The following is a 24,368-nucleotide window of genomic DNA, read 5'->3' on the forward strand; positions in this document are numbered from 1 at the left end:
GTGGGAGCTGGCAGGCCAGCTCCCACACAAGCAACATCAAAGAAGATTCACCCGCGCATAAAAATAATCAGTGGGAGTACATCTACATGCAACCGACTCAAAAGCCGACTCACGTCCGCTATTTGATCCTGCTCATGCTGTTTCTGGTGACCACGATCAACTACGCCGACCGCGCGACCATCGCGATCGCCGGTTCCAGCCTGCAAAAAGACCTCGGCATCGACGCGGTCACCCTCGGCTATATCTTCTCCGCATTCGGTTGGGCCTACGTGGCCGGGCAAATTCCCGGTGGCTGGCTGCTTGATCGCTTCGGCTCGAAAAAAGTCTATGCCCTGAGCATTTTCACCTGGTCGTTGTTCACCGTGCTGCAAGGCTTCGTCGGTGAATTCGGCATGTCCACGGCGATTGTTGCGCTGTTCATGCTGCGCTTCCTCGTGGGTCTGGCCGAAGCGCCATCCTTCCCTGGCAACGCGCGCATCGTCGCGGCCTGGTTCCCGACTGCTGAACGCGGCACCGCCTCGGCGATCTTCAACTCGGCGCAGTACTTCGCCACCGTGTTGTTCGCACCGCTGATGGGCTGGATCGTGTACTCCTTTGGCTGGGAGCACGTGTTCATCGTCATGGGTATCCTCGGCATCATCTTCTCGCTGATCTGGCTCAAGGTTATCCACAGCCCACGTGAACACCCGCGTATCAACGATGCTGAGTTCAAGCACATCGCCGACAACGGCGGCATGGTCGATATGGATCAGCGCGGGAAAAAGTCCGACGGTCCGAAGTGGGATTACATCCGCCAGTTGCTGACCAATCGCATGATGCTCGGCGTGTATCTGGGCCAGTACTGCATCAACGGCATTACCTACTTCTTCCTGACCTGGTTCCCGGTGTATCTGGTGCAGGAGCGCGGCATGACCATCCTCAAGGCCGGTTTCATTGCTTCGTTGCCGGCGATCTGCGGCTTCATCGGTGGCGTGCTCGGCGGGGTGATTTCCGATTACCTGCTGCGCAAAGGCCATTCGCTGACCTTCGCCCGCAAAGCACCGATCATCGCCGGCCTGCTGGTTTCCAGCAGCATCGTCGCCTGCAACTATGTTGACGTGGAATGGATGGTGGTCGGCTTCATGGCCCTGGCATTCTTCGGCAAAGGCGTTGGCGCGCTCGGTTGGGCAGTGGTTTCCGACACTTCGCCAAAACAGATCGCCGGTCTGAGTGGCGGCCTGTTCAACACCTTCGGCAACATCGCTTCGATCACCACCCCGATCGTGATCGGCTACATCATCAGCTCCACCGGTTCGTTCAAATGGGCCCTGGTGTTTGTCGGTGCCAACGCATTGGTCGCGGTGTTCAGCTATCTGGTGATCGTCGGCCCGATCAAACGTGTGGTACTCAAAGAGCCGCCAACCACTGGCGGTATTGAAGCCAGCGGTAAATTGTCTCAAGCGCATTCCTGAGGAGCGGTGTCATGCAGTTGATTGAACATTCCGACTCGCCGCGCTACATCCGCCTGCACGAGCGGGACAACGTAGTGGTCGTGGTCAACGACCAGGGTGTGCCGGCGGGCACTGAATTCGCCGATGGCCTGGTGACGGTGGATTTCGTCCCGCAGAGCCACAAGGTCACGCTCGTGGATATTCCCGAGGGCGGCACGGTGATTCGCTACGGTCAGGTGATCGGCTATGCATTGCAGCCGATTCCCCGTGGCAGTTGGGTCAAGGAAGATCAACTGCGCATGCCCACCGCGCCGCCGCTGGACAGCTTGCCGCTGTCCACCGAAGTGCCGGCCGCGCCTGAACCACTGGAAGGCTTCACGTTCGAGGGTTACCGCAACGCCGACGGCACCGTCGGCACGCGCAACATTCTCGGGATCACCACCACCGTGCAGTGCGTCACCGGCGTGCTCGATCACGCGGTGAAACGCATCAAGGATGAGCTGCTGCCGAAGTACCCGCACGTCGATGACGTGGTGGCGCTGACCCACAGCTACGGTTGCGGCGTGGCGATTACCGCCACCGATGCTTACATCCCGATCCGCACCGTGCGCAATCTGGCGCGCAACCCGAACCTCGGTGGCGAGGCGCTGGTGATCGGTCTGGGCTGCGAGAAATTGCAGGCCGGGCAGGTGATGCATGAGGACGATGCGTCGGTGGATCTCAGCGATCCGTGGCTGTACCGCCTGCAGGATTCCAGCCACGGTTTCACAGAGATGATCGAGCAGATCATGGCGTTGGCCGAAACGCGCTTGAAGAAACTCGACCAGCGTCGCCGCGAAACCGTGCCGGCCTCCGAGCTGATCCTCGGCATGCAGTGCGGCGGCAGCGATGCGTTTTCCGGGATCACCGCCAACCCCGCGCTGGGTTACGCCTCGGACTTGCTACTGCGCGCGGGGGCAACGGTGATGTTTTCCGAAGTCACCGAAGTGCGCGATGCGATTTACCTGCTGACCTCACGCGCCCAGACCGAAACTGTGGCTAAAGAGCTGGTGCGAGAGATGGACTGGTACGACCGTTACCTGGCCAAGGGCGAAGCCGATCGCAGCGCCAACACCACGCTGGGCAACAAGAAGGGCGGGTTATCGAACATCGTCGAGAAGTCGTTGGGCTCGATTGTGAAATCCGGCAGCAGCGCGATCAACGGCGTGCTCGGCCCCGGCGAGCGTTTCAAGCAGAAGGGGCTGATCTTCTGCGCGACGCCAGCGAGTGATTTTGTCTGCGGCACGCTGCAGTTGGCGGCGGGGATGAATCTGCATGTGTTCACCACCGGGCGTGGTACGCCGTATGGGTTGGCGATGGCGCCGGTGGTGAAGGTATCGACCCGGACTGAATTGGCGCAGCGTTGGCCGGATCTGATCGACATCGATGCCGGGCGGATTGCGACCGGGCGCGCGACTATTGAGGAGTTGGGCTGGGAGTTGTTTCACTACTACCTGGATGTGGCGAGTGGTCGGCAGCAGACTTGGGTGGAGAAGCACAAGTTGTTTAACGACATCACGTTGTTTAATCCAGCGCCGATTACTTGATGGTTTGGGGGTGGGGCAAAAGCTACCCTCACCCCAGCCCTCTCCCGGGGGGAGAGGGGGCCGATCCGGGAATATTTTAGAAGTACATCGACCTGAACTTGCTTGGCTGAATCCATAATCGACTCGCACTTTCAGGTCGACGTATAGCGTAAGACACCGCGGTCAGTCCCCTCTCCCTCCGGGAGAGGGTTAGGGTGAGGGGCTTTTCAAGCTTTTGGCTTATCATTAGCCCACTAACGACGCTCACCCAAGGCTTCCCGGCATGCTGGCAATCTTCCTCGAAACCCTGAACATCACCGCGCCGGTGTTTGCCATGCTGTTTCTCGGTGTGCTGCTCAAGCGCATCGACTGGATCAACGACAACTTCATCCACACCGCCTCGTCGCTGGTGTTCAACGTGACCATGCCGGCACTGCTGTTTCTCGGCATCCTGCATGCTGACCTGCACGCCGCGCTGCAACCGGCGCTGCTGATCTATTTTTCGATCGCGACGCTGGTGAGTTTCGCCTTGGCGTGGGGCTGGGCGATTTTCAAATGCCCGCGTGAAGATCGCGGCATCTACACGCAAGGCGCGTTTCGCGGCAACAACGGCGTGATCGGTCTGGCGCTGGCGGCGAGCATGTACGGCGACTACGGAATTTCGCTGGGGGCGATTCTCGCGGCGTTGGTGATCCTGTTTTACAACACGCTTTCGACCATCGTGCTGGCGGTGTACAGCCCGGTGATCAAGTCCGATCCGTGGAGTATCTGCAAAAGCGTGTTCAGCAACCCGTTGATCATCAGCGTGATTGCGGCGGCACCGTTTGCCTATTTCAAGATCGGTCTGCCGGGGTGGCTGGAAACCTCCGGCCAGTATCTGGCGCAAACCACACTGCCACTGGCGTTGATCTGCATTGGCGGCACGCTGTCACTCGCGGCGCTGCGCAAGAGCGGCAACATGGCGCTCAGCTCGAGTCTGGTGAAGATGATTGGTTTGCCGATATTGGCCACCGCCGGCGCTTGGCTGTGGGGCTTTCGCGGCGCGGAGTTGGGGATTCTGTTTCTGTACTTCGGCAGCCCCACCGCTGCGGCGAGTTTCGTCATGGCGCGGGCGGCGCAGGGTAATCATGAACTGGCGGCGGCGATTATCGTGCTGACCACGTTGATGGCGGCGATTACCACCAACGTCGGGATCTTCATTTTGCAGTGGGGCGGGTGGATCTGAAGGATTTTCGGTGATTTTTCCGGCCTCATCGCGGGCAAGCCCGCTCCCACAGGTTTTTCAGTTGTTAATCAAATTTCATCAACACTGAGATCCCTGTGGGAGCGGGCTTGCCCGCGATGAGGCCCGGAAGGTCACTCAGGTTTCTGGTAAGTGTCGATCACTTCCTGCGCCGCGCGAAACGCATCAATCGCCGCTGGCACGCCGGCATACACTGCGCAATGGAGCAGCGCCTCGCGGATCTCTTCGACCGTGCAGCCATTGTTCAACGCCCCGCGCACGTGGCCTTTCAACTCCTGCGGGCATTTCAGCGCGGTCAGCGCGGCGAGGGTGATCAGACTGCGGGTCTTCAGCGGCAACCCTTCGCGATTCCACACCCCGCCCCACGCGTGTTCGTTGACGAAATCCTGCAACGGCTGGGTGAACTCGGTGGCGTTGCCCAAGGCGCGATCAACGAACACATCGCCCATCACCTGACGACGGACTTCAACGCCGGACTTCTTCGAATCGCTCATGGCACATCCTTCCTGTGGTGTTGACGGCGCCAGGCGCGCACTGACGTGAATAGCAGAAACGCCAGCAGCGGCGGCAGCACATAAAACAGCATCAGCCGTTCGAGTTTGCCGGCCAGCGGCATGCCGGTGGTGAACGACACCACGTGCAGCCCGTAGACCAGATACAAACTGAGCAGCAACAGGCCTTCGGCGCGGGTCACGCGGTAGCTGGCGTAGAACACTGGCAGGCAAAGTATCGCGACACCGAGCATCACCGGCAGGTCGAAATCCAGCGCATTCGGCGACACTGAAAGCGGCATCGGCGCGATCAGTGCGGTGACGCCGAGCACCCCAAGCAGATTGAACAGGTTGGCGCCGATCACGTTGCCCACGGCGATATCGCGCTGCCCGCGCAATGCGGCGATCAGCGAGGTGGCGAGTTCCGGCAGAGACGTGCCGACGGCGACTACGGTCAAGCCGATCACCCGCTCGGAAAAACCCAGATCAGTCGCCACCACCACCGCCGCGCCGAGCAGCAGATGCCCGCCGAACACCAGCATCGCCAGCCCGCCGACGATCATCAGAAGACTGGTGAACCAGGAGGCTTGCGGCTCCCGCGGGCGTTCGGAGTGCGGACGCGTCGAGTGTCGCGACTGGCGCAGCAGTAACCCGAGATACAGCGCCAGTGCACCGAGCAGCAAAACGCCGTCGAGCCGACCGAGTTCCTCGTTCCACGCCAGTATAAATACCAGCAGGCTGGCGCCGATCATCAACGGAATGTCCAGGCGCACTAATTGGCGCGATACGCGCAGCGGAATGATCAGCGCCGACAAGCCGAGAGTGACGAGGATGTTGAAGATACTGCTGCCGACCACGCTGCCGACGGCGATGTCGGGGTTGTGCGCCAGCGCGGCTTGCAGGCTGACCGCCATCTGCGGGGCGCTGCTGCCGAGGGCGACGATGGTCAGGCCGATGATCAGCGGTCGCACATGCAGGCGCGCGGCCAGGCGCACGGCGGCGCGCACCATCAGCTCAGCGCCGGCGATCAGCAACAGCAGGCCGCTGAGCAATTCGATCACGCTGATCAGAGGTAGGTCGGTTAGTCCGAAAATAGTCGGCGCTCCATCAGTCGAGGGCCTGCACACGAACCCGTGCGGTGCCGCTGCGCAGCATGCCGAGTCGGTCGGCCGCCGCGCGCGAAACATCGATCAAGCGGCCACGGGTGTGCGGGCCTCGGTCGTTGATACGCACCACGACCGATTCAGCGTTTTTCAGGTTGGTGATCTTCACCCGCGTGCCGAAGGGTAGCTGGCGGTGGGCGGCGGTCAGGGAATTCTGGTTGAACGCTTCGCCACTGGCGGTGCGTTTACCGTGATGTTTGGCTCCGTAATAGGAGGCGACGCCGGTCTGGTCGTAACCGTGCGGGTCGATGATGCCGGTGCTGGTGCAACCGGCTAGCAGGGAGAGCAGGGCGCAGCTGATAAGCAGACGCTTCATTCAAAGGTTTCCCGGAACAATATGGGAGCGATCTCTAATGGGCCGTGAGATTACTGTGGCGAGGGGATTTATCCCCGTTGGGGCGCGCAGCGGCCCCCTTGACCTGCTGCTTACCGCGCGCATCAGTCTTGGGGGCTGCTTCGCAGCCCAACGGGGATAAATCCCCTCGCCACAGAAGTCTTCTCCACATGAAATGGAGCCAGGTATCGAGTCTGGCTCCATTTTCATCAGCCTTCGAGCTTGCTTTTCAGCAGTTCGTTGACCTGTTGCGGGTTGGCCTTGCCTTTGGAGGCTTTCATGGCCTGGCCGACGAAGAAGCCGAACATCTTGCCGCGTTTGGCTTCGTCTGCCGCGCGGTATTGTTCGACCTGCTCGGCGTTGGCCGCAAGCATTTCGTCCAGCACTGCCGAGATCGCGCCGCTGTCAGTCACTTGCTTCAAGCCGCGTTTGTCGATGATCTCGTCAGCGCTGCCTTCGCCGTTGGCCATCGCTTCGAACACCACTTTGGCGATTTTGCCGGAGATGGTGTTGTCCTTGATGCGTTGCAACATGCCGCCCAGTTGCTCGGCGGAAACCGGCGACTGTTCGATGTCCAGGCCGTGCTTGTTGAGCAGGCTGCCCAACTCGACCATCACCCAGTTCGCCGCCAGTTTGGCGTCGCCGCCAATGCTTGCGACTTTCTCGAAGTAGTCGGCTTGCTCACGGCTGGTGGCCAGCACGTTGGCGTCGTAGGCCGATAGACCGAACTCGCTCTGGAAGCGCTCGCGTTTCTGCGGTGGCAATTCCGGCAGGGTGGCGCGCACCTCGTCGAGGAACGAGTCTTCGATGATCACCGGCAACAGGTCCGGATCGGGGAAGTAGCGGTAGTCGTTGGCTTCCTCTTTCGAACGCATCGGACGGGTTTCGTCCTTGTTCGGATCGTACAGACGCGTCTGCTGGATCACTTTGCCGCCGTCTTCGATCAGGTCGATCTGGCGCTGGATCTCGGAGTTGATCGCCTTCTCGATGAAACGGAACGAGTTGACGTTCTTGATCTCGCAGCGCGTACCGAACTCAACCTGGCCTTTCGGACGGATCGACACGTTGCAGTCGCAACGCAGCGAGCCTTCGGCCATGTTGCCGTCGCAGATGCCCAGATAACGTACCAACGCGTGCATCGCCTTGACGTAAGCCACGGCTTCCTTGGCGCTGCGCATGTCCGGCTCGGAAACGATTTCCAGCAGCGGCGTGCCGGCACGGTTCAGGTCGATGCCGGTGGCACCGTTGAATTCTTCGTGCAGGCTTTTGCCGGCGTCTTCTTCCAGGTGCGCGCGGGTGATGCCGACACGTTTGACCGTGCCGTCTTCCAGCGCGATGTCCATATAGCCCTTGCCGACGATCGGCAATTCCATCTGGCTGATCTGGTAGCCCTTGGGCAGGTCCGGATAGAAGTAGTTTTTACGGGCGAACACGTTGTGCTGACCGATCTCGGCGTCAACCGCCAGACCGAACATCACCGCCATGCGCACTGCTTCCTGGTTAAGCACCGGCAACACGCCGGGCATGCCCAGATCAATCAGGCTGGCCTGAGTGTTCGGCTCGGAACCGAAGGTGGTGGAACTACCGGAAAAGATTTTCGACCGGGTGGTGAGCTGGGTATGAATCTCCAGCCCGATCACGACTTCCCATTGCATGTGTGTCTCCTCAGAAGCCGGTTGGGGTGCGGGTGTGCCAGTCAGTGTTCAACTGATACTGGTGGGCAACGTTCAACAGGCGACCTTCCTGGAAATACGGAGCGAGCAGTTGCACGCCGACCGGCAGACCGTCGACGAAACCGGCCGGCATCGACAGACCCGGCAGGCCCGCGAGGTTGGCGGTGATGGTGTAGACGTCTTCCAGATAGGCCGCGACCGGATCGCTGTTCTTCGCGCCGAGTTTCCACGCCGGGTTCGGCGTGGTCGGGCCGAGGATGATGTCGACTTCATTGAAAGCCGTCATGAAGTCGTTCTTCACCAGGCGACGGATCTTCTGCGCTTTCAGGTAGTAGGCGTCGTAGTAACCGGCGGACAGCGCGTAGGCACCGACCATGATCCGGCGTTGTACTTCAGGCCCGAAGCCTTCGCCGCGCGAACGCTTGTACAGGTCTTCGAGGTTTTTCGGCTGGTCGCAGCGATGGCCGAAACGCACACCGTCGAAACGCGACAGGTTCGAAGAAGCCTCGGCCGGCGCGATCACGTAGTACGCCGGAATGGCGTGCTGCATGTTCGGCAGGCTGATTTCCTTGATCACGGCACCGAGCTTCTGCAGCTCTTTGATGCTGTTCTGGATCAGCTCGGCGATGCGCGGGTCGAGACCGGCGCCGAAGTATTCCTTCGGCACGCCGATGCGCAGGCCTTGCAGCGAGCCATTCAGGCCTGCGGTGTAGTCCGGCACGGGTTCATCGATGCTGGTGGAGTCGTTCTGATCGAAGCCAGCCATACCCTGCAACAAAATTGCGCAGTCTTCGGCAGTGCGCGCCAGAGGGCCACCCTGATCGAGGCTGGAAGCGTAGGCAATCATGCCCCAGCGCGAAACACGACCGTAGGTCGGCTTCAGGCCGGTCAGGTTGGTGAACGCGGCGGGTTGGCGAATCGAACCGCCAGTGTCGGTCGCAGTGGCGGCCGGCAACAGGCGCGCGGCAACCGCTGCCGCCGAACCACCGGACGAACCGCCCGGCACGTGCTCAAGGTTCCACGGGTTTTTCACCGCGCCGTAGTAGCTCGACTCGTTGGCCGAACCCATGGCGAATTCGTCCATGTTGGTCTTGCCGAGCGTCACAGCGCCGGCAGCGGCCAGTTTGGCAACCACGGTGGCGTCATACGGAGCCTTGAAGTTGTCGAGCATCTTCGAGCCGCAACTGGTGCGAATGCCCTTGGTGCAGAACAAGTCCTTGTGGGCGATCGGCGCACCCAGCAGCGCGCCGCTCTCACCGTTGGCCCGGCGCACGTCAGCGGCTTGCGCCTGCTCGAGGGCCAGCTCTTCGGTGAGGCTGATGAAACTATTGAGCTGTGGATCGAGCTGGGTAATACGCGCCAGCAGGACTTTGGTCAGCTCTTCGGAGGAAAACTTTTTATCGGCGAGACCGCGGGCGATCTCGGCCAGAGTCATTTGATGCATTGCAGGCTCTTTCCCTTTAGTCGATGACTTTCGGAACCAGGTACAGGCCGTTTTCGACCGCTGGTGCGATGGACTGATAGGCCTCGCGATTATTCGTCTCGGTCACGACGTCAGCGCGCAAACGCTGACTGGCTTCCAGCGGGTGGGCCAATGGCTCGATACCGTCGGTATTAACAGCCTGCATTTCGTCGACCAGACCGAGAATGCTGTTGAGGGCCGAGGTGATGTGCGGAAGATCGGCATCATTAAGGCCAAGGCAGGCCAAATGCGCGATTTTTTCCACGTCGGAGCGTTCTAGTGCCATCGGGATTCTCCAGTGGAAAACAGAACGGACGGCGTCCGTGTGTTAGATTGTCGGAACACTACCGCACTTCTACGGTCATAAGGCCGCGATTGTGGGGCTTGGTGCACAGAAAAGCGGCCAATTTAACATATTGGCGCCTTGCCCAAAATCCCTGTCGTTGTTAGAGTTTGCCGCACTTTTTTACCCACGCGTTGCCTAGGGTCCCTTTCCCATGTTCAAGAAACTGCGTGGCATGTTTTCCAGCGATCTTTCCATTGACCTGGGCACTGCCAACACCCTTATTTACGTGCGCGAGCGCGGTATCGTCCTGAATGAGCCATCGGTTGTGGCCATTCGGACACACGGTAATCAGAAAAGTGTCGTCGCTGTCGGCACTGAAGCCAAGCGCATGCTCGGACGTACGCCGGGCAACATTGCTGCCATTCGTCCGATGAAGGACGGCGTGATCGCCGACTTCAGCGTCTGCGAAAAGATGCTGCAATACTTTATCAACAAGGTTCACGAAAACAGTTTTCTGCAGCCTAGCCCTCGTGTGCTGATCTGCGTTCCGTGCAAATCCACTCAGGTTGAGCGTCGTGCCATCCGTGAATCGGCCCTTGGTGCCGGTGCGCGTGAAGTGTTCCTGATCGAAGAGCCGATGGCTGCTGCGATCGGTGCCGGCCTGCCGGTTGAAGAAGCACGCGGTTCGATGGTCGTGGATATCGGTGGTGGTACCACTGAAATCGCGCTGATCTCCCTGAACGGTGTGGTCTACGCCGAATCCGTACGCGTTGGCGGCGACCGCTTCGACGAAGCGATCATCACTTATGTGCGTCGCAACTACGGCAGCCTGATCGGCGAATCCACTGCCGAGCGCATCAAGCAGGAAATCGGTACTGCCTACCCGGGCGGCGAAGTTCGCGAAGTCGACGTTCGCGGTCGCAACCTGGCCGAAGGCGTTCCACGCGCATTCACCCTGAACTCCAACGAAGTGCTGGAAGCTCTGCAAGAGTCCTTGGCCACTATCGTTCAGGCCGTGAAAAGCGCGCTGGAGCAATCGCCGCCGGAACTGGCTTCCGACATCGCCGAGCGTGGCCTGGTGCTGACCGGTGGTGGCGCGTTGCTGCGTGACCTCGACAAGCTGCTGGCGCAGGAAACCGGTCTGCCGGTGATCGTTGCCGAAGATCCGCTGACCTGTGTTGCTCGCGGTGGTGGCCGTGCACTGGAAATGATGGATAAGCACACCATGGACCTGCTCTCCAGCGAATAAGTCGCGGATTGCAATACGTGGGTGAGCGCGCAGGCAGCACTTTGCAGTGCTGCCTGTTGGCGTTTATCTTCTGTCAGTCTTCATCCAGGCCGGTTTGATGCCGTATGAATAAACAGAACATTTGCCTGGGAGGAGCGGCTTATTAAACCGCTTTTCGCCAAAGGCCCCTCACTGGGCGTGCGCTTGTTGGTGCTGGCCGTGCTATCGGTCGCATTGATGGTGGTCGATGCCCGCTTCAATCTGCTCAAACCTGCACGCAGCCAAGCGTCGCTGGTGTTGATGGATGCCTACTGGATCACTGATCTGCCCGGTCGTCTCTGGGAAGGTGTGGCCAGTCAGTTCGGCAGTCGCACCGAACTTGTCGCTGACAACGAAAAACTCAAGACCGAAAACTTGCTGTTGCAGGGGCGCTTGCAAAAGCTTGCGGCCCTTACCGAGCAGAACGTTCGGCTGCGTGAGTTGCTCAATTCCTCCGCGCTGGTCAACGAGAAGGTCGAAGTGGCCGAGTTGATCGGCATGGACCCGAATCCGTTCACCCATCGCATCATCATCAACAAAGGTGAGCGCGATGGCGTGGTGCTCGGTCAGCCGGTGCTCGATGCCCGTGGCTTGATGGGGCAGGTGGTCGAGTTGATGCCCTACACCTCGCGTGTATTGCTGCTGACCGACACCACTCACAGCATTCCGGTGCAAGTGAACCGTAACGGTCTGCGTGCGATTGCCAGCGGCACCGGTAACCCGGAACGCCTCGAACTGCGCCACGTTGCCGATACCGCTGACATCAAGGAAGGCGATCTGCTGGTCAGCTCCGGTCTCGGCCAGCGCTTCCCGGCGGGTTACCCGGTGGCGACGGTCAAGGAAGTGATTCACGATTCCGGCCAGCCGTTCGCGATAGTGCGTGCCGTGCCGACTGCCGCATTGAACCGCAGCCGCTACTTGCTCCTGGTATTCAGCGACTCGCGCACTGCCGAAGAGCGCGCCAATGATGCGGCACAGGCGCAAGAAGCGCTGGATGCCCATGGCGGTGGTCCAATGTTGCCGGCGACTGTGCCGAAACCGTTGGTCATGCCGGCGACCGCTGCTGCTCCGGCCGTTCCTGCCGCAGAACCGGCACCCGCCGCCGCACCGGCCAGCACCACGCCAGCCAAACCTGCCGCGAAACCGGCTGCGGCCAAACCACCTGCGGCCAGCAAACCACCGGCCAAACCGCCAGTCACAGCGCCTGCTACTACCGGGGGACGAGAATAATGGTCGGTGTCAAAGCCTCCCGAAACGGCTGGATAGTCTGGCTGACGTTTGCCATCGGCATGCTGCTCAGCGTCTCGCCGCTGCCGCAATTCATGGAAATCCTGCGTCCGCTGTGGCTGGCGTTACTGCTGACCTTCTGGGCGCTGTACATGCCGCACACGGTCGGCATGGTCACAGCGTTTTGTCTGGGGCTGGCCGAAGACGTGCTGTACGGCACGCTGCTTGGGCAGAACGCCTTGATCCTGACGCTGATTACCTTCCTCGTGCTGTCCTTGCAGCAGCGCTTGCGGATGTTCCCGATGTGGCAGCAATGCCTGGTGATCCTGGTGATCTTCGGCCTCGCGCAGTTGGTGCAGTTGTGGCTCAGCGCCTTGACCGGCAACCGTCAGCCAACGCTGGCACTGGTGTTGCCGGCACTGGTCAGCGCCTTGCTCTGGCCGTGGGTCAGCTTCGCTCTGCGTGGATTGCGCCGGCGCTACAAAATCAATTAATTCGGTCAGGCATGTGCCCGCACCTCGACAGGGAGATGTCTTGATGAAGTCGCTGTACCTCGCCTCCGGCTCGCCGCGTCGACGTGAATTGCTCACGCAGATCGGCGTGCCGTTCACCGCCGTCAGCGCGGACATCGATGAAACCCCTTTAGCCAACGAAGCCCCTGCGGCCTATGTCGAGCGTCTGGCGCGCGGCAAGGCCGAGGCCGGACGGCGCACGCTGGTCGCTGATGCAGATTGCGTGGTGTTGGGCGCCGACACCGCCGTGGTGCTCGACGGCAAAATTCTTGGCAAACCGGTGGACGAAGCCGATGCATGCGCCATGCTGATGATGTTGTCCGGCAAGGAGCATGAAGTGCTGACCGCAATCGCCCTGCTCGACGGCGCGCGCTGCGAATCACGAGTGGTACGCAGTCTGGTGCGCTTCCGGCCGATCAGCCGGGATGAAGCCGCCGCCTACTGGGCCAGTGGCGAGCCTCGAGACAAGGCCGGCGGTTATGGCATTCAGGGCCTCGGTGCAGTGTTTGTCGCCGGGCTCAACGGCAGCTATTCGGCGGTGGTGGGTTTGCCGATATGCGAAAGCGCAGAACTGCTCGGCCATTTCGGCATACCCTGTTGGCAACCCCTGAGCGCGCCGTAAGCGGTGCGCGGATCAAGATGCGGCCATTATCGTGAACACGCCTGAACGAGACCCTGCCATGAGTGAAGAGATTCTGATCAACATCACGCCGATGGAATCGCGCGTGGCGGTGGTTGAAAACGGTGTGTTGCAAGAAGTGCACGTCGAGCGCACGCAAAAACGCGGGATCGTCGGCAACATCTATAAAGGCAAAGTGGTACGTGTGCTGCCGGGCATGCAGGCGGCGTTCGTCGATATCGGTCTGGATCGCGCGGCATTTATCCACGCTTCGGAAATCTCCCAGCGCGAAGGCTCGGCTGTCGAGAGCATCAGTGCGCTGGTACACGAAGGCCAGAGCCTGGTGGTGCAGGTCACCAAGGATCCGATCGGTTCCAAAGGCGCGCGGCTGACCACGCAGCTGTCGATCCCGTCGCGTTATCTGGTGTACATGCCGCGCACCGCCCACGTCGGCATTTCCCTGAAAATCGAAGACGAAGCCGAGCGCGAACGCCTCAAGCAGGTGGTCAGCGATTGCGTGGCCAAAGAAGGCATCAAGGAAGTCGGCGGGTTCATTCTGCGCACTGCCGCCGAGGGTGCCGGCGCTGATGAAATCCTCATGGACATTCGCTACCTGCGGCGCCTGTGGGATCAGATCAACGAGCAGATCAAAACCATCGGCGCGCCAAGCGTGATCTACGAAGACCTCGGCCTGGCCCTGCGCACCTTGCGCGATCTGGTCAGCCCGAAGATCGAGAAGATCCGCATCGACTCGCGGGAAACCTTCCAGAAAACCACGCAGTTCGTCGCCGAGCTGATGCCGGAAATTGCCGATCGCCTGGAACACTATCCGGGCGAGCGGCCGATTTTTGACCTGTACGGCGTCGAAGACGAAATCCAGAAAGCCCTTGAGCGCAAAGTCCCGCTCAAATCCGGTGGCTATCTGGTGATCGATCCGGCGGAAGCCATGACCACCATCGACGTCAACACTGGCGCGTTTGTCGGTCATCGCAACCTCGAAGAAACCATTTTCAAGACCAACCTCGAAGCCGCCACTGCCATTGCGCGGCAGATGCGCCTGCGCAATCTGGGCGGGATCATCATCATCGACTTCATCGACATGGAAGATGAAGAACACCGGCGACAGGTGTTGCGCACGCTGGAAAAACAGCTCGAGCGCGATCACGCCAAGACCAACATTATCGGTATCACCGAGCTCGGTCTGGTGCAGATGACCCGCAAGCGCACCCGCGAAAGCCTTGAGCAAGTGCTGTGTGAACCGTGCAGCAGCTGTCAGGGCCGAGGCAAGTTGAAGACGCCGGAAACCGTCTGCTACGAAATCTTCCGCGAGATTCTGCGCGAAGCCCGCGCCTATCAGGCCGAAGGTTATCGCGTGTTGGCGAACCAGAAAGTCGTCGACCGCTTGCTGGATGAGGAGTCGGGCAACGTCGCCGAACTCGAGGTGTTCATCGGCCGCACGATTCGCTTCCAGGTCGAAACCATGTATTCGCAGGAACAATACGACGTGGTGCTGCTCTGAAACGCTGCAGCACATTTTTCCTGAAACGGCTGGCCTCAGCTTTTTGCAGTATTTTTGCCATGGGAGCCACCTGACATGGACCGTCTGACACGCATTTTGGCTGCACTGACCCGCTGGGGTCTGAGCCTGTGCGCGTTGGTTCTGGTGTTGCTGGCGTTGTACGTCAGCCTCGGCCGGGAACTCACGCCACTGGTGGCCGAATATCGTGCCGAGATCGAAGACAAAGCCACCGCGGCCTTGGGCATGCCGCTACAGATTGGTGAACTGGAAGGCAACTGGAGCGGGTTCGCGCCGATCCTGCTGGCGCATGATGTGATGGTCGGCGATGGCGCCAATGCCTTGCGTCTGGATCAGGTCCGCGTGGTGCCGGACCTGTGGGCCAGTCTGCTGGCCCGCGAAGTGCGCATCGCCCATCTCGAACTCAACGGTTTGAAGATCAGCCTCAAGGAAGGCGCGGACGGCCAGTGGGCGCTGGAAGGCTTGCCGGTGCAAAAGGATCAGCCGCTGGATCCCGAGCAGCTGTTGAATCGCATGCAAATGGTCCAGCAACTGTCGGTGCTCGACAGTCAGGTGACGTTGCAGCCGCTGGATCACCCGCCAATGACCCTGACCTACGTCGGCCTCAGCCTCAAGACCGGTGCCAGCCGTCAGCGCCTCGACGCAAGGCTGACCTTGCCCGACGGCCAACCTGTTGCCATGAGCCTGCGTACGCGGATTCGCGCCGATCAGTGGAAGAACGGCGGCGTCGAAGGCTATGTGAGTCTCCCGCAAAGTGACTGGTCGAAATGGCTGCCGGAGCGTCTGACTCAACAATGGAATTTCTCCACCATCAAGGCCGGCGGCGAGGTCTGGGTGGACTGGAACGAAGGCGCGCTGCAAAGCGCGGCGATCCGTCTGAACGCCCCGCAAGTCAAAGGTGCCTACGCCGAGCGCAAACCGATCCAGCTCGATAATCTGGCGCTCAACGGTTATTACCAGCGCGGTACCGAAGGCGCGACCGTCACTCTCGATTCGCTGGCGATGAACTTCGGCGAAAACCGCTGGGAGTCTCGCGTCCAGATCAAGCAGACGCTTGCTACCGATAAAGTCGAAGAGCTCTGGCATCTGCAGGCCGACCGCCTCGACCTGACTCCGATTACACCGTTACTCAATGCCCTCGGGCCACTGCCGCAAGGTGTCGCCACCGCCGTCGAGCGCCTGAAAGTCACCGGTGTTCTGCGCAATGTGTTGCTGGATTTCCGGCCGAATGCCACCGACGACACTAAATTCAGCTTCGCCACCAACCTCGACCGCGTTGGTTTCGACGCCTATCACGGTGCACCGGCGGCGCGGAATGTCAGCGGCAGCCTCACCGGCAACCTCGGTGGCGGCGAGTTGCGCATGGACAGCGACGATTTCGTCCTGCACCTCGACCCGATCTTCGCCAAGCCGTGGCAATACATTCACGCCAACGCGCGGTTGACTTGGAAGCTCGATAAAGAAGGCTTCACTCTGATCGCGCCGTATCTGAAAGTGCTGGGCGAGGAGGGCAAGATTGCCGGCGACTTCCTGATTCGTCTGCATTTCGACCATAGCCAGGAAGACTACATGGACCTGCGCGTCGGCCTGGTCGATGGCGACGGTCGTTACACGGCCAAGTACTTGCCGAAAGTGTTGAGCCCGGCACTCGACGAATGGCTGCGCACCGCGATTTTGAAAGGCGCGGTCGATCAGGGCTTTTTCCAGTATCAAGGCTCGCTGAGCAAAAACGCCGGTGAAGCGGATCGCAGCATCAGTCTGTTCTTCAAGGTGCATGATGCCGAACTGGCGTTCCAGCCGGGCTGGCCGCATATAAGCAAAGTCAGCGGTGACGTGTTTATCGAGGACAGCGGCGTGCGCATTCTTGCCAGCAAAGGTCAGTTGCTCGATACCCTGGTCAGTGATGTGTTCGTCAACATCCCGCATGTGCCGACCGGGCAGAGCGCGCATATGTACCTCGATGGTGCGTTCGTTGGCGGGCTGGGCGATGGCTTGAAGATTCTGCAGGACGCGCCGATCGGCACGGGCGAAACCTTCGCCGGCTGGGAAGGCGCGGGTGATCTGCAAGGCAAGCTCAAGCTGGATATTCCGCTGGCCAAGGGCGAGGAGCCGAAGATCCGCGTCGATTTCAAAACGGCTAACGCGCGGCTGAAACTGGCTGAACCCACGCTTGAGCTGACGCAACTCAAGGGGGACTTCCGCTTTGACAGCGCGAAGGGCTTGAGCGGACAAAACATCAGTGCACGGGCCTTTGATAAACCGGTGACAGCGCAGATTTTCGCCGATGGCAGTCCCGGCAAGCTTAAAACCCGTGTAGCCGCGTCGGGGCAGGTCGAGGTCAAAAAACTCACCGACTGGCTCAACGTGACCCAGCCACTGCCAGTCTCCGGGACGATCCCGTACCAGCTACAAGTGAATCTGGGCGACGCCGACAGCCAGTTGCTGGTCAGCTCCAATCTCAAAGGCGTGGCGGTCGATCTGCCTGCGCCGTTTGGCATGAACGCCGAGACCGGGCGCGACACGACCTTCCGCATGACTCTGCAGGGGCAGGAGCGGCGTTACTGGGTCAACTACGATCAACTGGCCAACTTCACCTTTGCTGCGCCGCCGAGCAATTTCGCCGACGGTCGTGGCGAACTGTTCCTCGGTGCCGGCGAGGCGGTATTACCCGGCGCCAAAGGTCTGCGCGTGCGCGGTGTGCTGTCGGAGCTGGACGTCAAGCCGTGGCAGGATCTGTTCGGAAAATACGCGGGACAGAATCCCGGCGGCAATGCCAAGCAACTGCTGAGTAGCGCCGACTTCAAGATCGGCAAACTCACGGCGTTCGGCACGACTCTGGATCAGGCTGCGGTGCAGTTGAATCGCAAACCGGCCGCGTGGGCACTGGCGCTCGACAGTCAGCAGGCCAAAGGTACGGTCGCAATCCCCGATGCGAAAGCCGCGCCGATTGCGGTCAACCTGCAATACGTGCGCTTGCCGGCGCCGGACCCGACAGTCCAGGCCGACGAAAATGCGCCGGATCCTTTGGCCGATGTCGATCCGACGAAGATCCCGGCGCTGGATATCACCATCAATCAGCTGTTTCAGGCGCAGGATCTGGTCGGTGGCTGGTCGCTGAAGATTCGCCCGACGCCTAAAGGCATTGCGCTGAACAATCTCGATCTCGGTCTCAAGGGCATTTTGTTGCAGGGCAGCGGCGGCTGGGAAGGTGCGCCCGGTGCGACTAACAGTTGGTACAAGGGCCGCATTGGCGGCAAGAATCTCGCCGATGTGCTCAAAGGCTGGGGCTTTGCGCCGAGCGTCACCAGTGAAGAGTTTCATATGGACGTCGACGGCCGCTGGCCAGGATCACCGGCATGGCTGGCGACCAAACGTTTCTCCGGCACCCTCGACGCATCGCTGAACAAGGGTCAGTTCGTTGAAGTGGAGGGCGGGGCGCAGGCGCTGCGGGTGTTCGGTCTGCTCAACTTCAACTCGATTGGCCGTCGTCTGCGTCTGGACTTTTCCGACCTGTTCGGCAAAGGCCTGAGCTACGACCGGGTCAAAGGCCTGCTGCAAGCGACCAACGGTGTGTACGTGACCAAGGAGCCGATCAAGCTGACCGGGCCTTCGAGCAATCTCGAGCTCAACGGCACGCTGGACCTGGTTGGTGACAAGGTCGATGCGAAATTACTGGTGACCTTGCCGGTGACCAACAACCTGCCAATTGCCGCGCTGATCGTCGGTGCACCAGCGGTGGGCGGCGCGCTGTTCCTGATCGACAAGCTGATCGGCGACCGTGTGGCGCGCTTTGCCAGCGTCAAATACACGGTCAAAGGCCCGTGGAAAGAGCCGAAAATCACTTTTGACAAACCTTTTTGATCAGCCAGTCCCCGAACCGATGGAGTAGCATGGCCGCATACCTCTCATGGAGTGCGCCATGTCTTTAGCGGTCATTCAAATGGTCAGCCAGAGCGATGTGCTGGCCAATCTGCGCGATGCCCGGCGCCTGCTTGAACAAGCGGCCGCCGCTGGTGCCAGACTCGCGGTGCTGCCGGAAAACTTTGCCGCCATAGGCCGTCGTGACGTCGCCGCTATCGGCCGCGCCGAAGCGCTCGGCGAAGGACCGATCCTGCCATGGTTGAAACAGACCGCTCGCGACCTCAAGTTATGGATAGTCGCCGGCACTTTGCCGCTGCCGCCGGTCGATCAACCGGACGCCAAGTCGCACGCCTGTTCGTTGCTGGTGAATGATCACGGCGAAATCGTTGCACGCTATGACAAGTTGCACCTGTTCGATGTGGATGTGACGGACAATCGCGGGCGTTATCGTGAATCCGATGACTATGCTTATGGCGGTGGCGTGGTGGTTGCTGATACCCCGGTTGGCCGATTGGGCCTGACGGTGTGTTACGACCTGCGCTTCCCCGAGCTGTACAGCGAATTGCGTGCGGCCGGGGCCGAATTGATTAGCGCGCCGTCGGCATTCACGGCAGTGACCGGCGCGGCGCATTGGGACGTGCTGATTCGCGCACGGGCCATAGAAACACAATGTTATGTGCTGGCAGCGGCCCAGGGCGGGACGCATCCGGGGCCTCGGGAGACCTGGGGCCATGCGGCGATTGTCGACCCGTGGGGTCGCGTGCTGGCGCAGCAGGAACAAGGTGAGGCCGTGCTGCTGGCCGACAGAGACAGCAGCGAACAGGCGTCCATCCGGGCGCGAATGCCGGTGGTGGGCCATCGGCGATTTTTCTCGCAGGGCGCGCAGCGACCTGCTTCAGAACATGAATTTAAGGCGTAGAACCTATGAGCGAGTTGTTGTCCTCAGTCAGTGATCACCTGTTGGCGCCCGGCGGCGTGACCATCGAAAGCCTGCAAGCGGTGCTTGGCGATCTGGCCGGCCCGGGCATCGATGCTGCCGACCTGTATTTCCAGGGGCAGATTTCCGAGTCGTGGGCACTCGAAGACGGGATCGTCAAGGAAGGCAGCTTCAATCTCGACCAAGGCGTTGGCGTACGCGCGCAGTCCGGGGAAAAAACCGGTTTCGCCTACAGCAACGCGATCACCCTCGAAGCGCTCGGAGCTGCGGCCCGCGCTGCTCGCTCGATTTCCCGCGCCGGCCAGAACGGCACGGTGCAAGCGTTCACCACGCAAGACGTCGCCCAGCTGTATGCGCCGGATAACCCGCTGGAAGTGCTGAGCCGCGCCGAGAAAGTCGAGCTGCTCAAGCGCATTGATGTCGCCACCCGCGCACTTGATTCGCGCATCCAGCAAGTCAGCGTGAGCATGGCCGGGGTCTGGGAACGCATTCTGGTGGCGTCCACCGACGGCGGTCTGGCGGCGGATGTTCGGCCTCTGGTGCGCTTCAACGTCAGCGTGATCGTCGAGCAGAACGGCCGTCGCGAACGCGGCGGGCATGGCGGAGGCGGGCGTACTGACTACCGTTATTTCCTCGCTGAAGACCGCGCCATGGGTTACGCCCGTGAAGCGTTGCGTCAGGCATTGGTCAATCTGGAAGCGATCCCGGCGCCGGCCGGTACTTTGCCGGTGGTGCTGGGTTCGGGCTGGTCTGGCGTGCTGTTGCACGAAGCGGTCGGCCACGGCCTGGAAGGCGATTTCAACCGCAAGGGCAGTTCCGCCTACAGCGGGCGCATGGGCGAAATGGTCGCTTCCAAGCTGTGCACCATCGTCGATGACGGCACTTTGAGCGGTCGTCGCGGTTCGCTGAGCGTCGACGACGAAGGCACCCCGACCGAGTGCACCACGCTGATTGAAAACGGCGTGCTCAAGGGCTACATGCAGGACAAGCTCAACGCGCGTCTGATGGGCGTGGCGCGCACCGGCAACGGTCGTCGCGAATCCTACGCGCACCTGCCGATGCCGCGCATGACCAACACCTACATGCTCGGTGGCGAAAGCGATCCGGCAGAAATCATCGCTTCGGTGAAGAAGGGGATCTACTGCGCCAATCTCGGCGGCGGTCAGGTCGATATCACCAGCGGCAAATTCGTGTTCTCCACCAGCGAGGCGTATCTGATCGAGGACGGCAAGATTACCGCTCCGGTCAAAGGCGCGACGTTGATCGGCAACGGCCCTGAGGCGATGAGCCGGGTGTCGATGGTCGGTAACGATCTGGCACTGGACAGCGGCGTGGGGACTTGCGGGAAGGATGGGCAATCGGTGCCGGTGGGCGTGGGTCAGCCGACGCTGAAGATCGACGCAATCACCGTAGGTGGCACGGGCGGCTAAACAAACCTGTAGGAGCTGCCGAAGGCTGCGATCTTTTGATCTTGAAAAGCAAAGTCAAAAGATCGCAGCCTGCGGCAGCTCCTACGGGGCGAACATCAACGCAGACCGCGTTGAGTCTCGTCCAGCTCACGGATGTACTTGAAGATTTTACGGCTTGAGGCAGGCGCTTTGTTTTGCGCAACCTCATGCTGAGCCTGACGGATCAGGGAACGCAGTTGCTGGCGATCGGCATCCGGGTAATCGATGACGAATTTCTCCAGCACGGCGTCATCACCGGCGATCAGGCGGTCACGCCAGCGTTCGAGATTGTGGAAACGCTCGTTGTACTGACGAGTGGAGGCATCGAGTTGATCGAGCAAGATCAGAATTGCGTCAGTGTCCTGATCGCGCATCAGTTTGCCGATGAACTGTAGATGCCGTTTCCGCGCGATATTCGCGGTGTGCTTGGGCGCATCGGCCAAGGCACGACGCATAGCGTCGGTCAAAGGCAGTTTCGCAACCAAGTCAGGCTTGAGTGTTGTAAGGCGCTCGCCAAGGTCAACCAGAGCATGCAGCTCGCGTTTGACCTGAGATTTGCTTTTTTCTCCCGTATCGAGGGAGTCGTCGTAAGAATCAACCATGGTGGCAGTCCGCAAAGAAACGCCGCCATGATAACCAGTCGGGGGCCGCTTGTCCGGCCCGGTCGCTCGATGGCCCCAGCCGAAAGCAGAATTTGAGTGGAGATGAGCATGAGTGCAGTTGAAAGCGTCGGCCCGCAGGCATTGCCGGCACTGCAGGAACAAGTCGAGCAGATCATCGCCGAAGCCAAGCGTCAGGGCGCCAGCGCCTGCGAAGTAGCCGTGTCGCTGGAGCAGGGCCTGTCGACTTCAGTGCGCCAGCGCGAGGTCGAAACGGTCGAGTTCAACCGCGATCAGGGCTTCGGCATCACTCTGTATGTCGGCCAGCGCAAAGGCTCGGCGAGCACGTCCGCCACTGGCCCCGACGCGATTCGCGAAACCGTGGCCGCCGCACTGGCCATCGCCAAGCACACTTCCGAAGACGAAGCCTCGGGCTTGGCGGACGCGGCGCTGATGGCGCGCGAGCAGCAGGATTTCGACCTGTTCCACAAGTGGGATATCACTCCGGAGCAGGCCATCGAGAAGGCTTTGATCTGTGAAGCGGCTGCGTTCGACGCCGATCCACGCATCAAGAATGCCGACGGCACCACACTCAGCACCCATCAGGGCTGCCGCGTGTACGGCAACAGCCACGGCTTTATCGGCGGTTACGCATCGACCAGGCACAGCCTGAGCTGCGTGATGATCGCCGAGGCCGATGGCCAGATGCAGCGCGATTACTGGTACGACGTGAGCCGTCAGGGCGAGTTGCTGGCAGACCCGGTCAGCATCGGCCAGCGCGCTGCGCAACGGGCTGCGAGCCGTCTGGGCGCGCGTCCGGTGCCGACTTGTGAAGTGCCGGTGTTGTTTTCCGCTGAACTGGCGGGCGGGTTGTTCGGCAGTTTTCTGTCGGCAGTTTCCGGAGGCAGTCTGTATCGCAAGTCGTCGTTCCTCGAAGGCACGCTGGGGCAAAAGTTGTTCCCTGAGTGGCTGACCATCGACGAGCGCCCGCACCTGATGCGTGCCATGGGCAGTGCGTCGTACGACGGTGACGGTCTGGCGACCTACGCCAAACCGTTCGTCGAAAAGGGTGAGTTGGTCTCGTACATCCTCGGCACTTACTCCGGTCGCAAACTCGGTATGCCGAGCACGGCCAACGCGGGTGGCGTACATAACCTGTTCGTCACCCACGGTGATGAAGACCAGGCGGCGTTGCTGCGGCGCATGGGGCGTGGCCTGTTGGTCACCGAATTGATGGGGCATGGCTTGAACATGGTCACCGGGGATTATTCGCGTGGTGCGGCGGGTTTCTGGGTCGAGAATGGTGAAATCCAGTTCGCGGTACAGGAAGTGACCATCGCCGGCAACATGCGTGACATGTTCAAGCAGATCGTTGCGGTGGGTAACGACTTGGAGCTGCGCAGCAATATTCGCACGGGCTCGGTGTTGATCGAGAAGATGACTGTCGCGGGCAGCTAAGCCTCCGCAGTTTTAGAAAAAGGCGCGCCATCCGATTGGGTGGTGCGCCTTTTTTATTGCGGATCAAAAAGATCGCAGCCTTGTTTTGCTTCTCATTATCATCTAATAATAAATCTCATTAGCGAGCTGGCTGAAACTCACCGCTGGCGGCGTGTAACCCCCGCAACTGCTTTGGAGGCTCACCATGGAGCACTGGAAACGCACGATCGAACGGGCTAATCGCTGCTTCATGCTGGGCGAGCTGATTGATGCTCGCGAGGCGTATCTGCAAGCACTCGCCTTGGCGCAGGTGCTGTTCGAGCGTTGGGCGGATGCCGACGAAGCAGTGGCGGCTTGCGTCATCTCCCATCACAACCTGGCTGATCTGCACCTGCGCCTGAATCAGCCGGAGGAGAGCGCCGAGTATCTGTGCGCGATCCATCAACGGCTGTTGCAGACCATGCAGGACGAACGTCTGCGCCTCGCACTGCGTGAAGCGGCGCTGCGCCAGAGCAGCAAGACCTACGTCGAACTGCTGAATTTCATCAGCGACCACGGCGAGTACCCGCGCACCCAGCGTCTGCTGCACCCGCACACTGGCAATGCGCGTCGACTGTCCGCCTCTCATCAGCATGGAGTCCATTGAAATGGCTTTTACTCTGCCTGCCTTGCCCTACGCCTACGACGCACTGGAACCACACATCGATGCGCAGACCATGGAGATCCACTACACCAAGCATCACCAGACCTACATCAACAACCTCAATGCTGCGGTCGAGGGCACAGAGTACGCCGAATGGCCGGTGGAAAAACTGGTCGCCAGCGTCCAGCATCTGCCGGAAAAACTGCGCGCAGCGGTGATCAACCAGGGCGGCGGTCACGCCAATCATTCGCTGTTCTGGGAAGTCATGGTGCCCAATGGCGGCGGCAAACCGGACGGCGCGCTGGCCAAAGCCATCGATGAACAACTCGGCGGTCTCGACAGTTTCAAAGACGCCTTCACCAAGGCTGCGCTGACGCGTTTCGGCAGCGGCTGGGCGTGGCTCAGCGTGACCCCGGATAACCAACTGGTGGTGGAAAGCAGCGGTAATCAGGACAGCCCGCTGATGAACGGCAACACGCCGATTCTCGGTCTCGACGTTTGGGAGCACGCCTATTACCTGCGTTACCAGAACCGTCGGCCGGAATACATCAACGCGTTCTACAACGTGATCAATTGGCCGCAAGTCGCTGCGCGCTATCAGGCGGCGCTGGTTTAAGTCTTCTATAAAAACAAT

At 60.6% G+C, this 24,368-nt stretch carries 21 protein-coding genes; 14 read left to right on the forward strand and 7 right to left on the reverse strand.

Annotated elements, in window-relative coordinates:
- The first annotated feature begins 86 nt into the window (after positions 1 to 86).
- From ACOI8A_RS09350 to ACOI8A_RS09360, 3 genes are all read left to right on the forward strand, one after another.
- Positions 87 to 1,451, forward strand: coding sequence for an MFS transporter (locus ACOI8A_RS09350; RefSeq protein WP_420647607.1), 1,365 nt, complete (start codon positions 87 to 89; stop codon positions 1,449 to 1,451).
- An 11-nt stretch (positions 1,452 to 1,462) separates the two neighbouring features.
- A complete protein-coding gene (gene garD / locus ACOI8A_RS09355) occupies positions 1,463 to 3,016 on the forward strand; it encodes a galactarate dehydratase (protein WP_420651496.1) in 1,554 nt (517 codons plus the stop codon).
- 262 nt (positions 3,017 to 3,278) lie between these two features.
- Positions 3,279 to 4,220 carry an AEC family transporter gene (locus ACOI8A_RS09360; protein ID WP_420647609.1) on the forward strand — a complete coding sequence of 314 codons (942 nt, stop codon included), beginning with the start codon at positions 3,279 to 3,281 and terminating at the stop codon, positions 4,218 to 4,220.
- A 131-nt stretch (positions 4,221 to 4,351) separates the two neighbouring features.
- Here ACOI8A_RS09360 and ACOI8A_RS09365 read toward each other — a convergent pair whose 3' ends face one another.
- The 6 genes from ACOI8A_RS09365 to gatC form a co-directional block, all read right to left on the reverse strand.
- Positions 4,352 to 4,732: a carboxymuconolactone decarboxylase family protein gene (locus ACOI8A_RS09365; RefSeq protein WP_420647610.1), complete on the reverse strand. Its 381-nt coding sequence runs from the start codon at positions 4,730 to 4,732 to the stop codon at positions 4,352 to 4,354.
- A complete protein-coding gene (locus ACOI8A_RS09370; protein WP_420647611.1) occupies positions 4,729 to 5,790 on the reverse strand; it encodes a calcium/sodium antiporter in 1,062 nt (353 codons plus the stop codon). Before ACOI8A_RS09370 ends, ACOI8A_RS09365 begins: the two co-directional genes overlap by 4 nt.
- A gap of 46 nt (positions 5,791 to 5,836) precedes the next feature.
- Entirely contained in the window at positions 5,837 to 6,208 is a 372-nt protein-coding gene (locus tag ACOI8A_RS09375; protein ID WP_420647612.1) for a septal ring lytic transglycosylase RlpA family protein, read from the reverse strand.
- Between the two features lie 227 nt (positions 6,209 to 6,435).
- Entirely contained in the window at positions 6,436 to 7,881 is a 1,446-nt protein-coding gene (gene gatB / locus ACOI8A_RS09380; protein ID WP_420647613.1) for an Asp-tRNA(Asn)/Glu-tRNA(Gln) amidotransferase subunit GatB, read from the reverse strand.
- A 10-nt stretch (positions 7,882 to 7,891) separates the two neighbouring features.
- The gene (gene gatA, locus ACOI8A_RS09385) at positions 7,892 to 9,343 is read right to left on the reverse strand and encodes an Asp-tRNA(Asn)/Glu-tRNA(Gln) amidotransferase subunit GatA (protein WP_420647614.1); all 1,452 of its coding nucleotides are present in this window, start codon (positions 9,341 to 9,343) and stop codon (positions 7,892 to 7,894) included.
- 16 nt (positions 9,344 to 9,359) lie between these two features.
- Positions 9,360 to 9,647 (reverse strand): Asp-tRNA(Asn)/Glu-tRNA(Gln) amidotransferase subunit GatC, encoded by a 288-nt coding sequence (gene gatC, locus ACOI8A_RS09390; RefSeq protein WP_007976465.1) that lies wholly within the window; start codon positions 9,645 to 9,647, stop codon positions 9,360 to 9,362.
- 211 nt (positions 9,648 to 9,858) lie between these two features.
- Between gatC and mreB the strand changes: the two genes are divergently transcribed.
- The 8 genes from mreB to tldD all read left to right on the forward strand — a co-directional run bounded on the left by mreB (position 9,859) and on the right by tldD (position 21,037).
- Complete coding sequence (mreB, locus tag ACOI8A_RS09395) at positions 9,859 to 10,896, forward strand: rod shape-determining protein MreB (RefSeq protein ID WP_002555108.1); 1,038 nt, start codon at positions 9,859 to 9,861, stop codon at positions 10,894 to 10,896.
- A gap of 141 nt (positions 10,897 to 11,037) precedes the next feature.
- Positions 11,038 to 12,144 (forward strand): rod shape-determining protein MreC, encoded by a 1,107-nt coding sequence (mreC, locus tag ACOI8A_RS09400; RefSeq protein ID WP_420647813.1) that lies wholly within the window; start codon positions 11,038 to 11,040, stop codon positions 12,142 to 12,144.
- Complete coding sequence (mreD, locus tag ACOI8A_RS09405) at positions 12,144 to 12,635, forward strand: rod shape-determining protein MreD (RefSeq protein WP_420647615.1); 492 nt, start codon at positions 12,144 to 12,146, stop codon at positions 12,633 to 12,635. The genes mreC and mreD overlap by 1 nt, the downstream gene beginning before the upstream one ends.
- A 43-nt stretch (positions 12,636 to 12,678) precedes the next feature.
- Positions 12,679 to 13,275 (forward strand): Maf family protein, encoded by a 597-nt coding sequence (locus ACOI8A_RS09410; RefSeq protein ID WP_420647616.1) that lies wholly within the window; start codon positions 12,679 to 12,681, stop codon positions 13,273 to 13,275.
- A 58-nt stretch (positions 13,276 to 13,333) separates the two neighbouring features.
- Entirely contained in the window at positions 13,334 to 14,791 is a 1,458-nt protein-coding gene (gene rng / locus ACOI8A_RS09415; RefSeq protein WP_420647617.1) for a ribonuclease G, read from the forward strand.
- Between the two features lie 75 nt (positions 14,792 to 14,866).
- The gene (locus ACOI8A_RS09420) at positions 14,867 to 18,670 is read left to right on the forward strand and encodes a YhdP family protein (RefSeq protein ID WP_420647618.1); all 3,804 of its coding nucleotides are present in this window, start codon (positions 14,867 to 14,869) and stop codon (positions 18,668 to 18,670) included.
- A 58-nt stretch (positions 18,671 to 18,728) separates the two neighbouring features.
- Positions 18,729 to 19,589 carry a carbon-nitrogen hydrolase family protein gene (locus tag ACOI8A_RS09425; RefSeq protein WP_420647619.1) on the forward strand — a complete coding sequence of 287 codons (861 nt, stop codon included), beginning with the start codon at positions 18,729 to 18,731 and terminating at the stop codon, positions 19,587 to 19,589.
- A gap of 5 nt (positions 19,590 to 19,594) precedes the next feature.
- Positions 19,595 to 21,037, forward strand: a complete 1,443-nt coding sequence (gene tldD / locus ACOI8A_RS09430) for a metalloprotease TldD (protein ID WP_420647620.1) — start codon at positions 19,595 to 19,597, stop codon at positions 21,035 to 21,037.
- Positions 21,038 to 21,132: 95 nt separating this feature from the next.
- On the opposite strand, the gene yjgA is transcribed toward tldD, so the two are convergent.
- On the reverse strand, positions 21,133 to 21,657 hold the full coding sequence (gene yjgA / locus ACOI8A_RS09435) for a ribosome biogenesis factor YjgA (RefSeq protein WP_420647621.1): 525 nt from the start codon (positions 21,655 to 21,657) through the stop codon (positions 21,133 to 21,135).
- 108 nt (positions 21,658 to 21,765) lie between these two features.
- Between yjgA and pmbA the strand changes: the two genes are divergently transcribed.
- The 3 genes from pmbA (at position 21,766) to ACOI8A_RS09450 (ending at position 24,350) form a co-directional block, all read left to right on the forward strand.
- Positions 21,766 to 23,112: a metalloprotease PmbA gene (gene pmbA / locus ACOI8A_RS09440; RefSeq protein ID WP_420647622.1), complete on the forward strand. Its 1,347-nt coding sequence runs from the start codon at positions 21,766 to 21,768 to the stop codon at positions 23,110 to 23,112.
- Positions 23,113 to 23,296: 184 nt separating this feature from the next.
- Positions 23,297 to 23,737 (forward strand): hypothetical protein, encoded by a 441-nt coding sequence (locus ACOI8A_RS09445; RefSeq protein WP_420647623.1) that lies wholly within the window; start codon positions 23,297 to 23,299, stop codon positions 23,735 to 23,737.
- 1 nt (position 23,738) lies between these two features.
- Positions 23,739 to 24,350 carry a superoxide dismutase gene (locus ACOI8A_RS09450; RefSeq protein WP_420647624.1) on the forward strand — a complete coding sequence of 204 codons (612 nt, stop codon included), beginning with the start codon at positions 23,739 to 23,741 and terminating at the stop codon, positions 24,348 to 24,350.
- Positions 24,351 to 24,368: the final 18 nt, after the last annotated feature.

The sequence above is a fragment of the Pseudomonas sp. P4795 genome, assembly GCF_048822895.1.
Taxonomy (GTDB): domain Bacteria; phylum Pseudomonadota; class Gammaproteobacteria; order Pseudomonadales; family Pseudomonadaceae; genus Aquipseudomonas.